The sequence below is a fragment of the Roseburia sp. AM23-20 genome (assembly GCF_003470905.1).
In the GTDB taxonomy this organism is placed as follows: Bacteria; Bacillota; Clostridia; order Lachnospirales; family Lachnospiraceae; genus Roseburia; species Roseburia rectibacter.
The window spans coordinates 67,854-82,909 of record NZ_QRHS01000009.1 but is presented as its reverse complement, the minus strand read 5'-3'; the positions used below and the strand labels follow the sequence as shown (position 1 = coordinate 82,909).

The following is a 15,056-nucleotide window of genomic DNA, read 5'->3' as shown; positions in this document are numbered from 1 at the left end:
GAGATGCGCATCCCGCCCGGAGTTTTTTGATTCATAGGACGTAATTTCCTATGAATCAAAAAAAGAATCCCGCCTAAGCAGAATCCTTTTTTATCACTATGCAATAATATCAACCTTTCACCGCACCCACGATTCCATTTGCAAAACTCTTCTGCAGCACAAGGAACAAAATTCCAGTCGGCAAAGAACAGATCAGCACACCAAGCATCAGTACGCCGTAGTCAATACTGTAACCCACGGAAAGATTTGCCACTAACATCGGCATCGTCTGTGATGTATCTGACATCATGATAACTTTCGGCCAAAGGTAATTGTTCCATGCATTCATGAAAGTTACGGTAAGTGCTGCAGCATAGGTGGATTTCATAGTCGGCATAAAAATGGTAAGGAAGATTTTAAATTCACTTAAGCCATCAATTCTTGCCGCCTCAATGATTTCCATCGGAAATGATCTCGCACTCTGCCGGAACAACATGATCAAAAACGGCGTGGAAATCGTCGGCAGGACATATGCGATCCAGGTACTTGATAAGCCCATACCGGAAAACAGCTTAAATAACGGGATTAAAGTTGCTGCAAACGGAACCATCATCGCAAGAAGTAAAATATTCATCAGTGTATCTTTTGCTTTATCGTGGTAAATCTCAAATCCATATCCTGCGATCGAGCAGATAAATAAAGATAATACACTAAGGATCGTTGAATAAAACAGTGAATTACAAAACGCTCTTGATACATTCTGCATTTCAGTCAGTTTCATCAGGTTCTGGATAAAATTTGTTCCAAGACTCAGTTTTCCACCAAGAACGTCTGTACTGTTGTTTGTTGCAGCCGCGATCATCCAGTAAAGTGGAAATACGGATATAAACGAAGCTATGATCAATATGATATGCGTGCCTGCATTTTTAAATTTTCCTTTCATCGCTTGTCACCTACTTTCATCTGAACAAAGGATAATATTGCTACCATAATAAAGATCACATACGACATTGCCGCTGCGTATCCGAATTGTGGATTATATTCAAAACTTGCTTTATATATGTAATGGGACATTGTCAGTGTTGAGTTTGCAGGACCGCCGCCTGTTAAATTGACAGACTCATCAAATAACTGTAATGTACCATTGATCGACATAATTGTTGTAAGTAAAATCGTTGGTCGAAGAAGCGGAATCGTAATCTTTCTGAAAATTGCAAATGGACTTGCTCCGTCAATTTTCGCCGCTTCATATAATGAATCATCGATATTCTGCAGACCGGCTAAATAAAATACCATATTGTATCCCGTCCAGCGCCAGATCAGTGCAAGAATAATGATCGCTTTTGCTGTATGGACATCGCCAAGCCAGTTGATGCGCTCGCCGATCAGCCCTAATTTCAGTAAAACCGTGTTGATATAACCATCATAGGCAAATAATGTTTTAAAAATGATCGAATAAGATACCAGTGCTGTACAGCACGGTAAGAAAATCATTGTCCGGTAAATTCCTTTTCCCCGCAGATCCTTTTTATTTAAAAGACATGCCAGAAAAATTGCAAGAATCAGCATTACCGGCACCTGAATAATCAGATAAAAGAAATTGTTTGTAATTGCAGTACGGAACACGCCGTCTTTTAACAATCGCGCATAATTGCTAAGACCGCCCCATGTCTGATTGTTGCCAATTCCTGTTTTAAATGACAAAATAAACGCCTGGAGCATTGGATAAAAATTCATTGCAAATATCAGCAGTGTCGCCGGCAGCAGGAAAGCCCATCCTGTAACACTTTGTTTTTTATATAAACTGACTCTTTTTTTCGCTTTCATATTATTCCCCATTTCTGCGCTGCTCTTCAGCGCATCTCAAGTTTGTGCGTCAGCACAAATCTTGCGTGTGAAAAATATATTTTTCACACTGATCCCCATTCCTGAACTATTTGTTTTGACAGAGAAAGCTGCCACATAAGATATCCTTTTTTGGCAGCTTTCCCTTTTGCCCGCCAGGCGCGCAGTTTATTATTTTTCAAAAAGTATAAATACAGGGAGGATTGATCTATACTTTTTTACTGACCAATGTTAAACTCGATCGTTGCCTGTGCCTCTTCGATCGCACTGTCAAGATCACTTGAACCATTCAATACGTTTGTCAAAGCTGTTCCAAGAGCTTCTTTTTCCTCAGACCAGTAAATACCTTTGTTGATTGTAGGAATATTGCTTCCGTAAGATACGATCTTAGAGTAAATTGCCTCTCCGCCAAAGTAATCAGAAACCTGATTGTAAGCATCACTGTCTGCTGCCGGAAGATAGGTTGCGATCGCACCTAACTGTGAAAGAATGTTATCGTAAAATTCGGTGCTTCCTGCCCATGTTGTTTTAAAGAAATCTACTGCCAGATCATAATTTTTGCTGGAGGAAGAAATTGCCCATGTAGAACCACCCTGTGCAGAGTAATTTGTTGCACCCGGATAATCATTTAATTTTGGCATATTTGTAACAGCCCAGTTTCCTTCCTGTTCAGCCTGATCTGTGGATGTGATCGTTGCACAGATCCATGAACCATTGATTGTTCCAACTACAGTACCATTATTGATAGAACCCTGATAACCGGACCAGTCTGTCTGTTCCTGCAAAATACCTGCATTGATCAGATCCATATATACATTCATGGCTTCTTTTAATCCATCATTATTGACAAGAGAAATCTTTCCTTCCTCATCAAATACAGAAATTCCTGCAGACTGTAAGATCATATTTAATAAATCAGGCTCGCCCTGCACATTGGTAAGCATTGGCATTCCTGTCTTATCGAGCACATCTTTTCCGATCTCAATGAATCTGTCCCATGTAATATCTGTCAGATCATCGATCGTATATCCTGCCTGATCTAAGTAATCTGTTCTGTAGCAGGCAATGACCGTATTGCTGTCATATGGAACACCATAATTTTTTCCATCCTTTACAGAATTGGCAACTTTTGCTTCTGCAAAGTCAGCAAACGCAATTCCGGAATCTGTCAGATCTGCAAACACATCCGGATAATTCTGAAGATATTTTGCAAATACCTGATCGTCCATTAAGAAAATATCAGGAAGCGCATCCAGCTCACCGCTCATTGCATAGGTTTGAACCAGTGTCTGGATATCGGAAGATACTGTCTCGACCACATTAATATTTACATCCGGATGATCTTTCTGATACAGTTTTCCGGCTTCCTTCATTGCATCTACGTTAAATGAATCCCAGCACCAGACAGTAAGTGTTCCCTCTTGTGAACCACCTTCTGCATTACCTGACGCATCATTTTTCTCTGTTCCTGCCACAGCCTGATCCCCTCCTGCTGTGTTTCCATTTGCTGCTGCACTGTCATTTGCAGATGAACTTCCGCATCCTGCCATTCCAAGCAGCATAGACGCTGCTAATACCATAGTCATTACTTTCTTTTTCATCCTGTAACCCTCCATATTAAACATTTTGATAAGCTTTTCTTTCTGGCTGCTTATCTTTGTTACAGGTAAATGATACCATCATAAGAGCCATTTTCTTTAGGACTATCTTTACCTTAATTTTTCATATTTTGGGATGTTATTTGATTCAGTAGGACTATTTTTAGAAATTTGCATTAATTTGTTTTTTGAAACATCCTGCCCGGAGGTTTTGTTATGTAATTGGGAATTTCAACAAATTTTCCAATTACATAACAAAAAACGGCGGTTCATTCACGAACCACCGCTGCTGCTTTTACCTGTATATTCGAAAGACAATCTGACAGATCATCCTGCGTCAGGGAATTATTAAACTCATCTTCCACGATCGCCTCTATCTCATATGTTTTACTTCCATAATTCACAGTTATAATATTCCCAGACAGATCTGTCAAAATCTTTGTAACCTGCTGACCTCCGAAAAACTCATCTTTTGCAAGATAATTTTCGTACCCTGACATGTCTTTTACCGCCGGAAGCAGACCAATTTCTCCGATCAGCTCATTCATAAAATCAGAGTCTTTTTCAAACATTTCCACCAGAAAATCCACTGCTGCATCCGGATTTTTTGCATTTTTCAACACATACCATGCACTTCCACCGACATTTGATGCCGCCACCGTCTTTATCTCTCCATCATACACCGGGATTGGCACAACTCTCCAGAGACCGCTTTGTTCCTCCACACTTTTTATGCTTGAAACGATCCAGCCTCCACTGATCACACTTGCAACGCTTCCATTCTGAAAAGCAGAAATAAATTCATTCCAGCCATTGACACTCACGCCGACATTTCTTTTTAGTAATTGCTGATATGTGTGAAGTCCTGCTTTTAAATACTCATTATCCTCAATATCCGCATGATTGTTTTCATCCACATACCAGTGACCGCCGCTCTGCATGATGATACGAAGCAGCGGTGAATCTGTCGGATCTAATGTCAGCATCGGGATTCCGAGCTTTTGATAGACATCCTCTCCGATCTCTATGTATCGTTCCCAGGTAAGATCCTGCATATCCGCCTCGGTATAACCCGCCTGTTCTAAAATATCGAGCCTGTAAAAAAGTGCTGCTGTTCCGCTGTCAAACGGGATTCCATAAAATCTGTCTCCCTTGGAACAGAGCTTACTTTTATAATCCGTATATCTGTCATAATCAACTTTGTCTGTAAGATCTACAAACTCATCCTCGTATTGTGATAGCACATCCTGGATATCATAATCTTCGATCATGATCACATCGGGGAGTTCCTGATACATCTTGGATGCGATCAGGTTTTTGGTATCTGCTAAGATTTCTTCTCTCTCTTTTGTCTCTACTATGATCTGAATATCTTTATGTGTTTTTTTATACTCTTTCGCCGCAAGTTTTGCAGCTTTTACATTAAAAGTATCATCCCATGTCCAGATTACGATCCTGTCTGTTTCCTTTTCTGCGCTCACGCTCTGCCGTTGTCCGCAGCCACATAACATAGCTAAAATCAAGCCCATTATAATGCCAAATCCTGCTCTTTTCATTTTTCATCCGTCCCCGTCTTATAACTCACCGGTAAAACGATTACCACCGTCGTTCCCTTTTGTTCTTCACTGAAAATATTGATCCCATAGTCGTCTCCATATAAAAGTTTTAACCGCTCCTGCACATTGTGGACTCCGATTCCGGAATAATGCTCTTTTCCGGTTGGTTCATTCATAATTTTTAAAACTTTTTCCTTCGTCATTCCGACACCATCATCAATGATCTGGATCTCTAATTTTTCCTCCTTCTGTTTTACCACGATCTGAATCGTTCCGCATCTGCCTTCCGGATACGCGTGAAAAAATGTATTTTCAATGAAAGGCTGTAAGATCATTTTCGGCAGAAGATATTCCTCACATACTCTCGAAACATAATATTCTACCTGTATACTGTCCCCATATCTCGTCTGGTTGATCAGGATATAATTCTGGATATTGATCATTTCCTGTCTCACCGGAATAAATTCATCCGAGTTACTGATCGTATTACGCAAAAGACTGATAAACGCATCGATCGTCCGTACCGTTTTTGCTGTATCATTCTGATATACCAGCCATTTGATGCTTGCAAGCGTATTATAAATATAATGCGGATTGATCTGCATCTGCAATGCACTGATCTCCGCCTGTCTCTGCTTTTTCTGCGTCTGCACCAGTTCATCCACATAGTGTTTCAGATCATCTAACATATAATTATAGGTGGAAGCTAACTCCTGCGCTTCCGTAGTTCCCTCCACTGTCATATATTCTGAAAAATTCCCTTCCCGGATCGCAGACATTTTTCCGATCAGCTTTGCTAACGGCCGCATGGTCTTATGCGTATAAAACAGACATGCCATCAGAATAAAGATTCCTATTGCACTGCAGCTTGCAATCAGAAACGGCATATTATAAAGATCCTGCAACGCCACATCATTATCGATCAGCGCATAAATCGCACACTTCTGATATGGCAGTATCCGTTTCATCAAAGTATACACGGTACTGTCCTGCTTTAATTCCATACGCAGTTCATCCGCATTTTTAATTTTTTCAAACCATTCTTCCTGTAAATGCGTCCCTGTGATGCCCGGTCTGTCGCTGCATAGAACGATTTCATGGTCATCCACAAGATAAAAGGACGTTGTATCTGATACAAAATAATTGTAATACTGCTTTAACTCCTCCATCGTAAGCGTCACAAAAGCAATCGCATAAACTTCCCTGCTTTCATGATAATACAGGGCTTTTGAAATGATCAGTGTATCAGCATTTCTCGATGTGGTCGTATAAGCCTGACCAGTGTAAGTATAATGGATGACATCCGGATCACTTAATGCTTTTTTGGCCGGTTCTGATTGTAAGATTTCCTGATCTGTAACGCAGATATTTTCCGTTCGCGACAGATAATGTTTACCATTATATCCAACAACAAGAATGTTCAGCCGCTCCATATCTGCAGATTTACTCTTCTCTAAATCCTGCTCCATCTGATAAACATTCTGAAATGTCTGCGTATTGTCGAGTTCCGACGTTTCATTAAAATAAAGCCGGAATGCCCAGCTTGAATCTATCGCATCAAAAACATTCTGGATATGATCATGAAAATCATTAAATTCTTTTTCGATCTGTTCAAAAACCTTTTCCTGGGAATCCCCGTAATTTTTTGTAAAAACCTGCCTCGACATAACAAGCACTACAAAACTGACGGTAACGGCGATCAGGCTGATCCCAAGCATTACGATCAGTGTGATCTTTCCTGAAAAACTATTAAAACGGCTTTTTATCTTATCCATGATTCTTCCTTCGATAGACTGACGGTGTCTTTCCCGTAACTTTTTTAAATACCCTGCAAAAATAGCTGTGCTCCGAATATCCTACCTTTTCGCTGATCTGGGCAATTGACAGATCTGTATTCTCCAGTAGCTCACATGCTTTAGCCGTCCGGATCTCATTTAGATAATCACTGAACCCTTCCTTCATATGCTGATGAAAATACGCCGAAAGATAATGATAATTAAAATTAAACTCTTCTGCCATATCCTCAAGTCTTAAATCCTGCTCATAATTTTTTTCAATAAAAGCTAACATCCTTGGAATCCTGTCATCTACAGTTTTCTGTGTAACTCCGATCTGTGCAGTGATTTTTTCCAATATCTGACGCATCACTTCTTTATAATCCTGCTCGTAATGCGCCATCGAAATCTCCCTGAAATACTCATACCGCTCTGCATCTTTCTGTTCTTCTGTCAGATCAAGCTGATCTAATAAATAATAGACCATGTTTTTAATCTGGTTTTTCAGCGATGCAATATCAATTTCACTCTGCAAGGCCTTTGTATTATATTCCTCAAGCAGACGCAGTGCTTCCCCATACTCCTTCATGGATAAAAATTTATTATACTTAAAAAAATCAAATTTTACAGCAGGTATCTTTTCTTTTTCCGTCATTTCATCTGCCAGAATAAATTTAAGGTCTTTATAATAAAATACCTTATCTGCATATGCTAAAATATCCTGCCGATAATACTGCCTGATTAGACTCATTCCATCAAACGTCCTGCTGCACACTCCAAGAATATATTCAGAAAGTACCGCTAACTCCGCTGTCATCTGTTCAAAAAAACGGATCATCTGCGCATCATTTGCCGGTTTCGCACACATTACTACAATGACCAGTTCTTCCTGCAGGATCATGACCATTCCATTGGCAGCTTCAAAATCAGCGACATCCTTTTTTATTTTCTGATACAGGAGTTCAGATACATTCGGTGGAATCTCATTCTCATTTTTGATCCGCATCCCGAAAATATGAAAATGGGAATATGGAAAAATCTGGCTGAAAGCCACCTCATCTAATTCCTGTGACATCCCGATCAGATAACGCTCCATCTCCGCAGCATAATTGATTCCTTCACTCTTTTCTTTCCTTTTATAACCCGGAATTTTCTGCGCTGCTTTCTCTAATACGTTTAACAGTTCTTCCTCATTCAATGTCGGTTTTAAAATATAATCTATGGCACCATTTGTCAGCGTTTTTTTCACATATTCAAACTTATCATATCCGCTTAAAATAATGATGGCAATATCCGGATAAATCTTATGCACCATCTCCGTAAATGCAACTCCATCCATCACAGACATCACAATATCGCTGATGATAATATGCGGCTTTAACTCTTCTGTAAGCCGCAGTGCTTCATTTCCATTGGTCGCTTCCCCAACAATTTCATAGCCTTCCTGCTCCCAGTGGATCATATATTTTAATCCCTGCCGCATAATATATTCATCATCAACGATCAAAACCCGAATCATATATCCTTCTCCCCATGTGGTGTTAATTAAACTCCGCAATGCAGGTCCGGAAAATCAGAGATTTTCCGGACTGACGGGCATCTACATTCCACTTCGGTCCGTGCTAAACAGGTGCCACCGGCACCTAGCACCACCCTATCACATGAGAATAAAACAAAAAAGTGTCTGCAAGCAGCCATTTTTTATTTTACCCTCATGTGGCACTGCTCATTGCTTACGCACATTATACCATCTAAATCACATGGGAAAAAGGAATGAAAAGAAAGAAAGCAAAATAATATAAATTCTTAAAATAGTGCAAATTTATTCTATTTTGATAATAAACACACCGTCTCGACAGTTGTTTCAGTTTCCAAGGGAAGTTCTTTCACTTCCTCACCATCAACAGGCACAGGAAAATTGAATACGATCTTCTTTATCCAGCTTCCGTCTTTCCTTTTCTCCGGGAACATCTCAATTCGCTCGATAAAGGCCTTCATAAACTCCTTCTGCTCCGCTTCCGTTGCGGAATGGTAGACTTCATCAAATGCCAGTAACAAGCGATAGATATTGTCTCCGGAAATCTTCTCCTGCTGGATGCTGCGGATCTGACTTTGCAATTCGCCAATCTGAACTTCGATTTCCTCTATGGTATCATACTGCTCATCATAGCGGCGCTGCAAGTCCAAAATCTTTCTGTCATAGTGGGCATCATTGAGGTCCAAGGTATCCATCTGACGCTCCAAGCGGCTTTTCGTTCCAAAGGCTTGCTTTAGCCGCCCTTGTAGGACAGCAATCTGCTTTTCCATATCTTCTGTATCAACTGCTGTTCCGATTTTCGCCTGAATTGCTTCTACAAATCGTGGATTGTTGACCATAGCGGAGATAACCTTCGCCACAAATTTGTTGATTTCCGTCTGCTCGATATTCAGACGGAAACTGCACTCATGCCCTGTCGGTGTAACCGTATTTTTGCAGTAGTAATAATACCGTGTTTTCTTGTCCTTGCTGTGCGCCTTGGCGATATTGCCATACATACTCTTTCCGCAGCATGGGCATTTCAAGATACCGGACAGGATGTGTGCGTGGTCTGGATTGTTAACCTTTTCCCGCTTAAAGGAATTGATCTTGCGCTTTTCCTGTGCCAGATACCAATCCTCTTCGGAAATGATAGCTTCGTGTTGTCCTTCATAAACCGGGAACTCCGACTGCTCAACCACGTGCATCTCGTTTCTTGTACCCTGTTTCTTTTCTGTTCTTCGTCTGCCGTAAGCAATCTTTCCCATATAAACAGGATTGTACAATACATTTTTCACAAAATCTCTTGAAAATCCCGGAATGGTATTATTCTGTCTTAGTTTCTTAGTATAACCATTGCGGTTCAGATATTTTGCAACTCCTGCAACACCCTCATTAGTGTGAATGTAGCGGTCATAAATGACACGAATTACTTCCACTTCATCCTCTGCAATGACAAGGTTTCCATTTTCCAGTTTGTATCCATATGGAGCGAAACCGCCGTTCCATTTGCCCTCACGAGCCTTTTGCTCACGTCCTGCCATTGTCTGTGTGCGGATATTTTCTCGCTCAATCTCTGCCACCGCAGACAGCACAGAGATCATCAGCTTTCCTGCATCCTTGGAGCTGTCAATGCCATCCTCCACGCAGATCAGATTGACACCGAAATCCTGCATGAGTTGCAAAGAGTTCAGAACGTCCGCTGCATTTCTGCCAAATCGGGACAGCTTAAAGACCAACACATAAGAAACATCATCTTTGCCGTCCTGGATGTCATTCAGCATCCGTTGAAACTCCTGCCGCCCTTGAATGTTCTTTCCAGAAAAGCCCTCGTCAGAATACTCCCCGGCAACGATCATATCCTCGTATGCCGCATACTTCCGCAGCTTGTCACGCTGGGCATCCAAGCTGTATCCGTCAACCTGCATCGAGGTGGACACTCTTGTATAAAGATAGCATTTAAGTTGTTTCTTTTTCAGAATCTCCACCTCCCTCATTCCTTCCTTTTACCATAAGTCCCTCGTTGCGGATATAATACTCCAAAAGCCACAGCACATAATCCGGTGCATGGCGGTTGTCCAATTCCCATTCAGTCATAGTCCGGTAAGGAATATGGACGAGCTTGCAAAAATCTTTCCGATTCAGTCCTGTGCTTTCCCGCAACTTTATAATTCTGTTTTTACAATCCATCCGTCTTTTCTCCACAAAAGCAAAAAATACACGTTGCGTAATCATTATAGCATAGCCATAGTGAATACGCAACGTGTAAATTGCAAATTTTACGCAGCCTTATCCGTCAGAAGCTGCGCTTGATTACTTTCCTCGGAATACTCCACTTCCTGCGGAGCGTCCTGTTCCAATTTATCCAAAACCTGATGTCCATATTTTTGGAGCATCTGACTCATAACATCCACACAGCGGTCAAATGCCGCATTATATTTCGCTTCCTCATAATATTTCTTCAATAGGCGATTCCTCCATCAAAGTTCCATATCCTGTCCACGCTTCCGGGCAGTGTGTTCGTGCTCCTGCGTTTTTTTTCCTCTGCTGAGGACAACATCAAGAAAAGCCCGAACCCTTTCGGATGCGATTTCCAGTGCATCCAGAAAGGGTTGGGCTTTCTGTTTGAGTTCCATATATTTTTCGTTTACCGCTTCATACCGCTGCTTCCAGATGGAAACCGTCTTTTCTGCGGAAGCCAGTTTTTCTTTCAGACGCTTGTTGTCAGCATTGACGATAATGCCATTGACCGCATGGCGTTTGAGTGTGTCGCATTCATCCGGTGTCAGCGTGATATTGTTTCCGAATGTGGCTTTTTTGCCCATTACTTCAATGTCCTGCACTGTCAGCGCAATGGTCTTTGCCGCCTTGGTTTCCTTTTGCAAAGATTCCAGTTTCTTTTTCTGTTTTGCTGTGGCAGCTTTGGCATCCTCCAAATTCTGTTCTGCCTGTGCCACCTGCCCGGTCACAGCTTCCAGCCGCTGCTGTTCTGCCTGCACCTTGAACTGGGTCACAGTCAGATGTTCCTCTGTACTGCCACGCTCTCCACGCTCCACATCGGTATAACCGGCGTTTCGCATGAAATTGAAAAAGTCATCCTGCAACACACTGTAGGATGACTTCAAAATCTTTTTCCCTTTTGCGTTGAGCATGGGATTTCCGTCCTCGCCAAGCACCGGCTTGGACTCCCATTTCTTGCTGCGGCTGACCTGTGTGATGACCTCCTTAACGGTTCCCCGGAGGGCTTCATCCTTGCATCGCTTCGACCAAAGGATCTGCTTTTCCACCACCGGGATATAGACCACATGGAGGTGGTAGTGGTACACATCCTCGCCCAGAGCTTCGGACATTGCCCGGTTGCGCTCATCGGCGTGCATCACAGCGGAGAGGATATACTGCTCACCACCCACAATCTCCACGGCGGCTTTATAGGCATCGGCATAAAACTGTTTCGCAAATTCATAGCCGCCGTAGTTGTAGAAATAAGCGGAGTTCACATCAAATACCAACTCACCGTATTTGACGGCATCCGGTTTCAGACCTCTGGTGGAGATCACGCCGTCTTGTTCCATCTGCTCAAACATTTTTACATAATCGTCCGTGGGTGCTTTGAAATGGACGTTCAGAGAAGTGCGTTCCGGCACGATGTCCTGATTGCTGTAGCTGTCCTTTTCACGCTCATTGTGTTCCTGTACCTTTGCCACATCTGCCGGGTTTCCCAAGTCCTGATTTCTGGCTACGGTACGGTCTATTCCATCGTTTCTTGCCATTGGCGTTTCCTTTCTTTGAGATTTGCAGACAGCGGAGAACTACGGAGAGGCACTTTTTCAAAGTGTAATAACCCACTATGACACTTTCATCCATACTGGCTGCAAAGTGCCGTGGGCTCTCCGAGGGCTCTCCCGAGGGGGAATGCGGTCACTGCGGTGACCTCTGCTGACCAAGGCGAAAATGTCTGCGCCTTTTCCCATGGTCAGCCCCGTCTGCATGAAGCTGTTCTGTGTCAACTTCCTCTTGCAGCCGATGTCCACAGACACTTTTTCAAAAGCCTGTGGACATAGAAACAGCCCGAACGAGAGGATGTGTGCTGTTTCTATAACGAGCGTTTCACGCTCTTTTGCTGCGTACATACGTACCAGCAATGGGATTTACTCGACCTGCCGCCATTCCTTCGGAATGTCCTCCGGTACGTACGTACACGGCGAATCTCCGTAAAACCCATTTATATGAGGTCGTGCAATGGCTTCCACTCCCATGAATCCCCAAACCCGCCGTCCGGCAGAGTTGGTGATATTGTTGCAATGTTCCAGATTGAATCTCCCGGCATTGGCAATCATGGCGTCGCTGAAGCTGCGGGCTTTCAGCGGTGCAAGGGAATTTTCTTCGCACCACATCCGGTAGATTTCATAGAAATCCTTGGAACTGATGGACGCATCCGCTTTACGCTGGATGTATCCCTCGGAATCCATGAAATCAAAGATATTGTTGTTGTCACGCTTGACCGCTTCCCGGTTTTCCCAGATACGCTCACTCTCCGTAAACTTAAAGTTGTTGGCAACAAGCCGCTGTAAGCCTTCAAATGCCCACAGGAAGATACCCTCGGATTCGGCTTTCATCTTCTCCGCAAGGTCGGGATCGTCAGCTCTGTCCACTGGCTTTTCCTTGGTGGTCAGCACAAGCTGTCTGCGATAAAATCCGTCACTGCGGTCATACAAGGCTTGCAGATCACCGTTGCTGAATGCCAGCAATCGGGCGAACATCCAACCCTGATAACTCTGCTTGCCTTTGCGTTCCAAATCCATCTTGCCCTGTGCGGTGACAATGGATTTTACATAGTTGGTCTGGCGCAGAGCTTCCATCCGCATATCATCATCCACGCACAGGAGAATGTGTTCCAAATCGGCACGGGCGAAGCGGTTTTCAGAAATCTTGCCGATGCTGCCGTCTTTCATATTCGTGCCGAAGATGGTAGACAGTACCGCACCGATTTGAGATTTACCCTCGCCGCCGTTGCCTTTAATCACCATCATGCGCTGCCCCTTGTTGGAGGGAATCAGGCAATAGCCGATAAACTCCTGCAAAGTTGGAATGTCCTCGGCGTAAAGCAACCCATCCAGAAAGTTCAGCCAGATCACCGGCGCAGTAGCATCGGGATTGTAAGCAACCGGCAAACGGCTCCGCACGATAGCCGGTCTGCCCTCGGTAAATGTGCCGTTCAATAGCAGCGTACCGTTGGACAAATGAATCCGATCCTGCTCCGGTGGAAAGTCCGGCACTTGCGCTTCCAGTTTCAGCACTTCCAGAATGTTGGTGATCTTCCGGGGGATATTGTTTACGGCACAGAATTTCAGCTTGTCGTAAATCTCCCCACGCAGAGGAAGATCGTCCGTCACTCGACCATCGGGCGTGAAAAAAGCTCCGTTTGCGAAGATGATCCTGCGCTCTTGCAGAAATTCTTCACAAAACAGAGCTTCGTTGATGTTCTGCCCGTCAAACCACATGGGCAAGTTCATATCAGGCGTTTTCCGGTTCTTCGCCATGGTGCGCCACCTCCTTTTTCTTTCGTGCGGTATACTCTTGCAGAAAAGCAATTTTGCCGTCCTGCATCAGCTTGTCCACCAATGCCACCCGTTCTTCCAGATCACCCACCGTCAGCACATCTGCCATATATTCGATATAGCAGTGCATCTGGCAGGCTTCCACAAAACGGTCATCCAGAGCATCTTCCGGTGTCTTGGGAGCATAGCGCACTTTCCAATCTTCCAACAGATGCAAATAATCCGTCAGCACCCGGAAGCACAGCATTTCATCCTCCCGGAACTGACGGATATAGGGACGCTTCGGCTTGACCATAGCTGCGGCAGTGGGCGGTTTCGGGTCAAGCCCGAAGTCCAAAGCCAGCTTTTGCGCTGCTTCATAACTGCTCAGATTGAACAGCCTTGCCACAAGGTCGATCACATCCCCTTTGGCTCCGCAGCCGAAGCAGAAAAAATAGTCCTCATTCAGCTTCAAGCTCGGATGCCTGTCGTTGTGGAATGGGCAGCAAGCCATGCCGTTGTGGCTCACTTTCAGCCCGTAGTGTTCGGCGGCTTGCTTGACGCTGATTGCCGCCTTGATGGTTTCATAGATTGTCATAGAAAACCCTCCGTTCATAATATTCTGGAAAGCACGAAGCACCCGCCGTGATTGGCAGGTGCTTCGCTCCTTCTATTATGGTTATGACGGATTTTTCAAAAAACAGGCTAATGACAGGACAAGCCTGTTTCAAAAAACAGGACAACTTATCTGAGGACGTAGATTTCTTCACATTTACATGATATAATTAGAAAAATGAAAAAACAGGACAGGAGGGCAAGCATGAATCAAGAATTGATGACATTGGATTTCTGGCAGGATACGGTCATATATGAGAGCAAAACATTTCCTGTCGGTACACTTGCCTGTGATGCACTGAATGTTCCTGTGAATACCATTGCAAAAATAAACGAGCAATGCGAGAAAATCAATCTGCTGCTTGGAATATTAAACGCCGGACAGGATGCTTCTGCACTCTGTCCTATTGCAACGGAAGCTGCTCTGACGATGCTTGATATTCTCAGTCAAACACCGCCGTTCTCCTATATGAATATCTCAAAGCACAGAGAACGGATTGAAAAAGTCTTTACTGTGGACAATGCGCTGAAATATGTGGAGTTTGCCATAAAAGCCGCAACCAATTCTTTGCAATTTGAAGAAATCCAGAACTTTACCGATGCGATGATGCTCCAACGCTATACCGCAGTTTTCG

General features: G+C 43.4%; 12 protein-coding genes and 1 pseudogene. 1 reads left to right on the top strand and 12 read right to left on the bottom strand.

The window, feature by feature from the left end; genetic code table 11:
• Positions 1–109 precede the first annotated feature (109 nt).
• From DW650_RS09025 to DW650_RS08965, 12 genes are all read right to left on the bottom strand, one after another.
• Positions 110–922: a carbohydrate ABC transporter permease gene (locus DW650_RS09025; protein ID WP_117921319.1), complete on the bottom strand. Its 813-nt coding sequence runs from the start codon at positions 920–922 to the stop codon at positions 110–112.
• Positions 919–1,806 (bottom strand): carbohydrate ABC transporter permease, encoded by an 888-nt coding sequence (locus tag DW650_RS09020; RefSeq protein ID WP_118209695.1) that lies wholly within the window; start codon positions 1,804–1,806, stop codon positions 919–921. Before DW650_RS09020 ends, DW650_RS09025 begins: the two co-directional genes overlap by 4 nt.
• 236 nt (positions 1,807–2,042) lie before the next feature.
• Complete coding sequence (locus tag DW650_RS09015) at positions 2,043–3,425, bottom strand: ABC transporter substrate-binding protein (RefSeq protein WP_055194409.1); 1,383 nt, start codon at positions 3,423–3,425, stop codon at positions 2,043–2,045.
• Between the two features lie 266 nt (positions 3,426–3,691).
• On the bottom strand, positions 3,692–4,978 hold the full coding sequence (locus DW650_RS09010; protein ID WP_118209694.1) for an ABC transporter substrate-binding protein: 1,287 nt from the start codon (positions 4,976–4,978) through the stop codon (positions 3,692–3,694).
• Positions 4,975–6,753 (bottom strand): sensor histidine kinase, encoded by a 1,779-nt coding sequence (locus DW650_RS09005; RefSeq protein ID WP_118209693.1) that lies wholly within the window; start codon positions 6,751–6,753, stop codon positions 4,975–4,977. The genes DW650_RS09010 and DW650_RS09005 overlap by 4 nt, the downstream gene beginning before the upstream one ends.
• On the bottom strand, positions 6,746–8,272 hold the full coding sequence (locus DW650_RS09000; protein WP_118209692.1) for a response regulator transcription factor: 1,527 nt from the start codon (positions 8,270–8,272) through the stop codon (positions 6,746–6,748). The genes DW650_RS09005 and DW650_RS09000 overlap by 8 nt, the downstream gene beginning before the upstream one ends.
• Before the next feature lie 308 nt (positions 8,273–8,580).
• A complete protein-coding gene (locus DW650_RS08995; protein WP_334294425.1) occupies positions 8,581–10,248 on the bottom strand; it encodes a recombinase family protein in 1,668 nt (555 codons plus the stop codon).
• Positions 10,229–10,459 (bottom strand): helix-turn-helix domain-containing protein, encoded by a 231-nt coding sequence (locus tag DW650_RS08990; protein WP_015540908.1) that lies wholly within the window; start codon positions 10,457–10,459, stop codon positions 10,229–10,231. The genes DW650_RS08995 and DW650_RS08990 overlap by 20 nt, the downstream gene beginning before the upstream one ends.
• 89 nt (positions 10,460–10,548) lie before the next feature.
• The gene (locus DW650_RS08985; RefSeq protein ID WP_117526568.1) at positions 10,549–10,734 is read right to left on the bottom strand and encodes a hypothetical protein; all 186 of its coding nucleotides are present in this window, start codon (positions 10,732–10,734) and stop codon (positions 10,549–10,551) included.
• Between the two features lie 15 nt (positions 10,735–10,749).
• Complete coding sequence (locus DW650_RS08980) at positions 10,750–12,039, bottom strand: plasmid recombination protein (RefSeq protein ID WP_118209690.1); 1,290 nt, start codon at positions 12,037–12,039, stop codon at positions 10,750–10,752.
• Between the two features lie 378 nt (positions 12,040–12,417).
• A complete protein-coding gene (locus DW650_RS08970; protein WP_118209689.1) occupies positions 12,418–13,809 on the bottom strand; it encodes a DNA primase family protein in 1,392 nt (463 codons plus the stop codon).
• A complete protein-coding gene (locus DW650_RS08965; protein WP_118209688.1) occupies positions 13,784–14,404 on the bottom strand; it encodes a CHC2 zinc finger domain-containing protein in 621 nt (206 codons plus the stop codon). Before DW650_RS08965 ends, DW650_RS08970 begins: the two co-directional genes overlap by 26 nt.
• A 222-nt stretch (positions 14,405–14,626) precedes the next feature.
• Between DW650_RS08965 and DW650_RS20035 the strand changes: the two are divergent.
• Positions 14,627–15,056, top strand: a pseudogene (locus tag DW650_RS20035) (DUF6076 domain-containing protein); the annotation flags it as partial.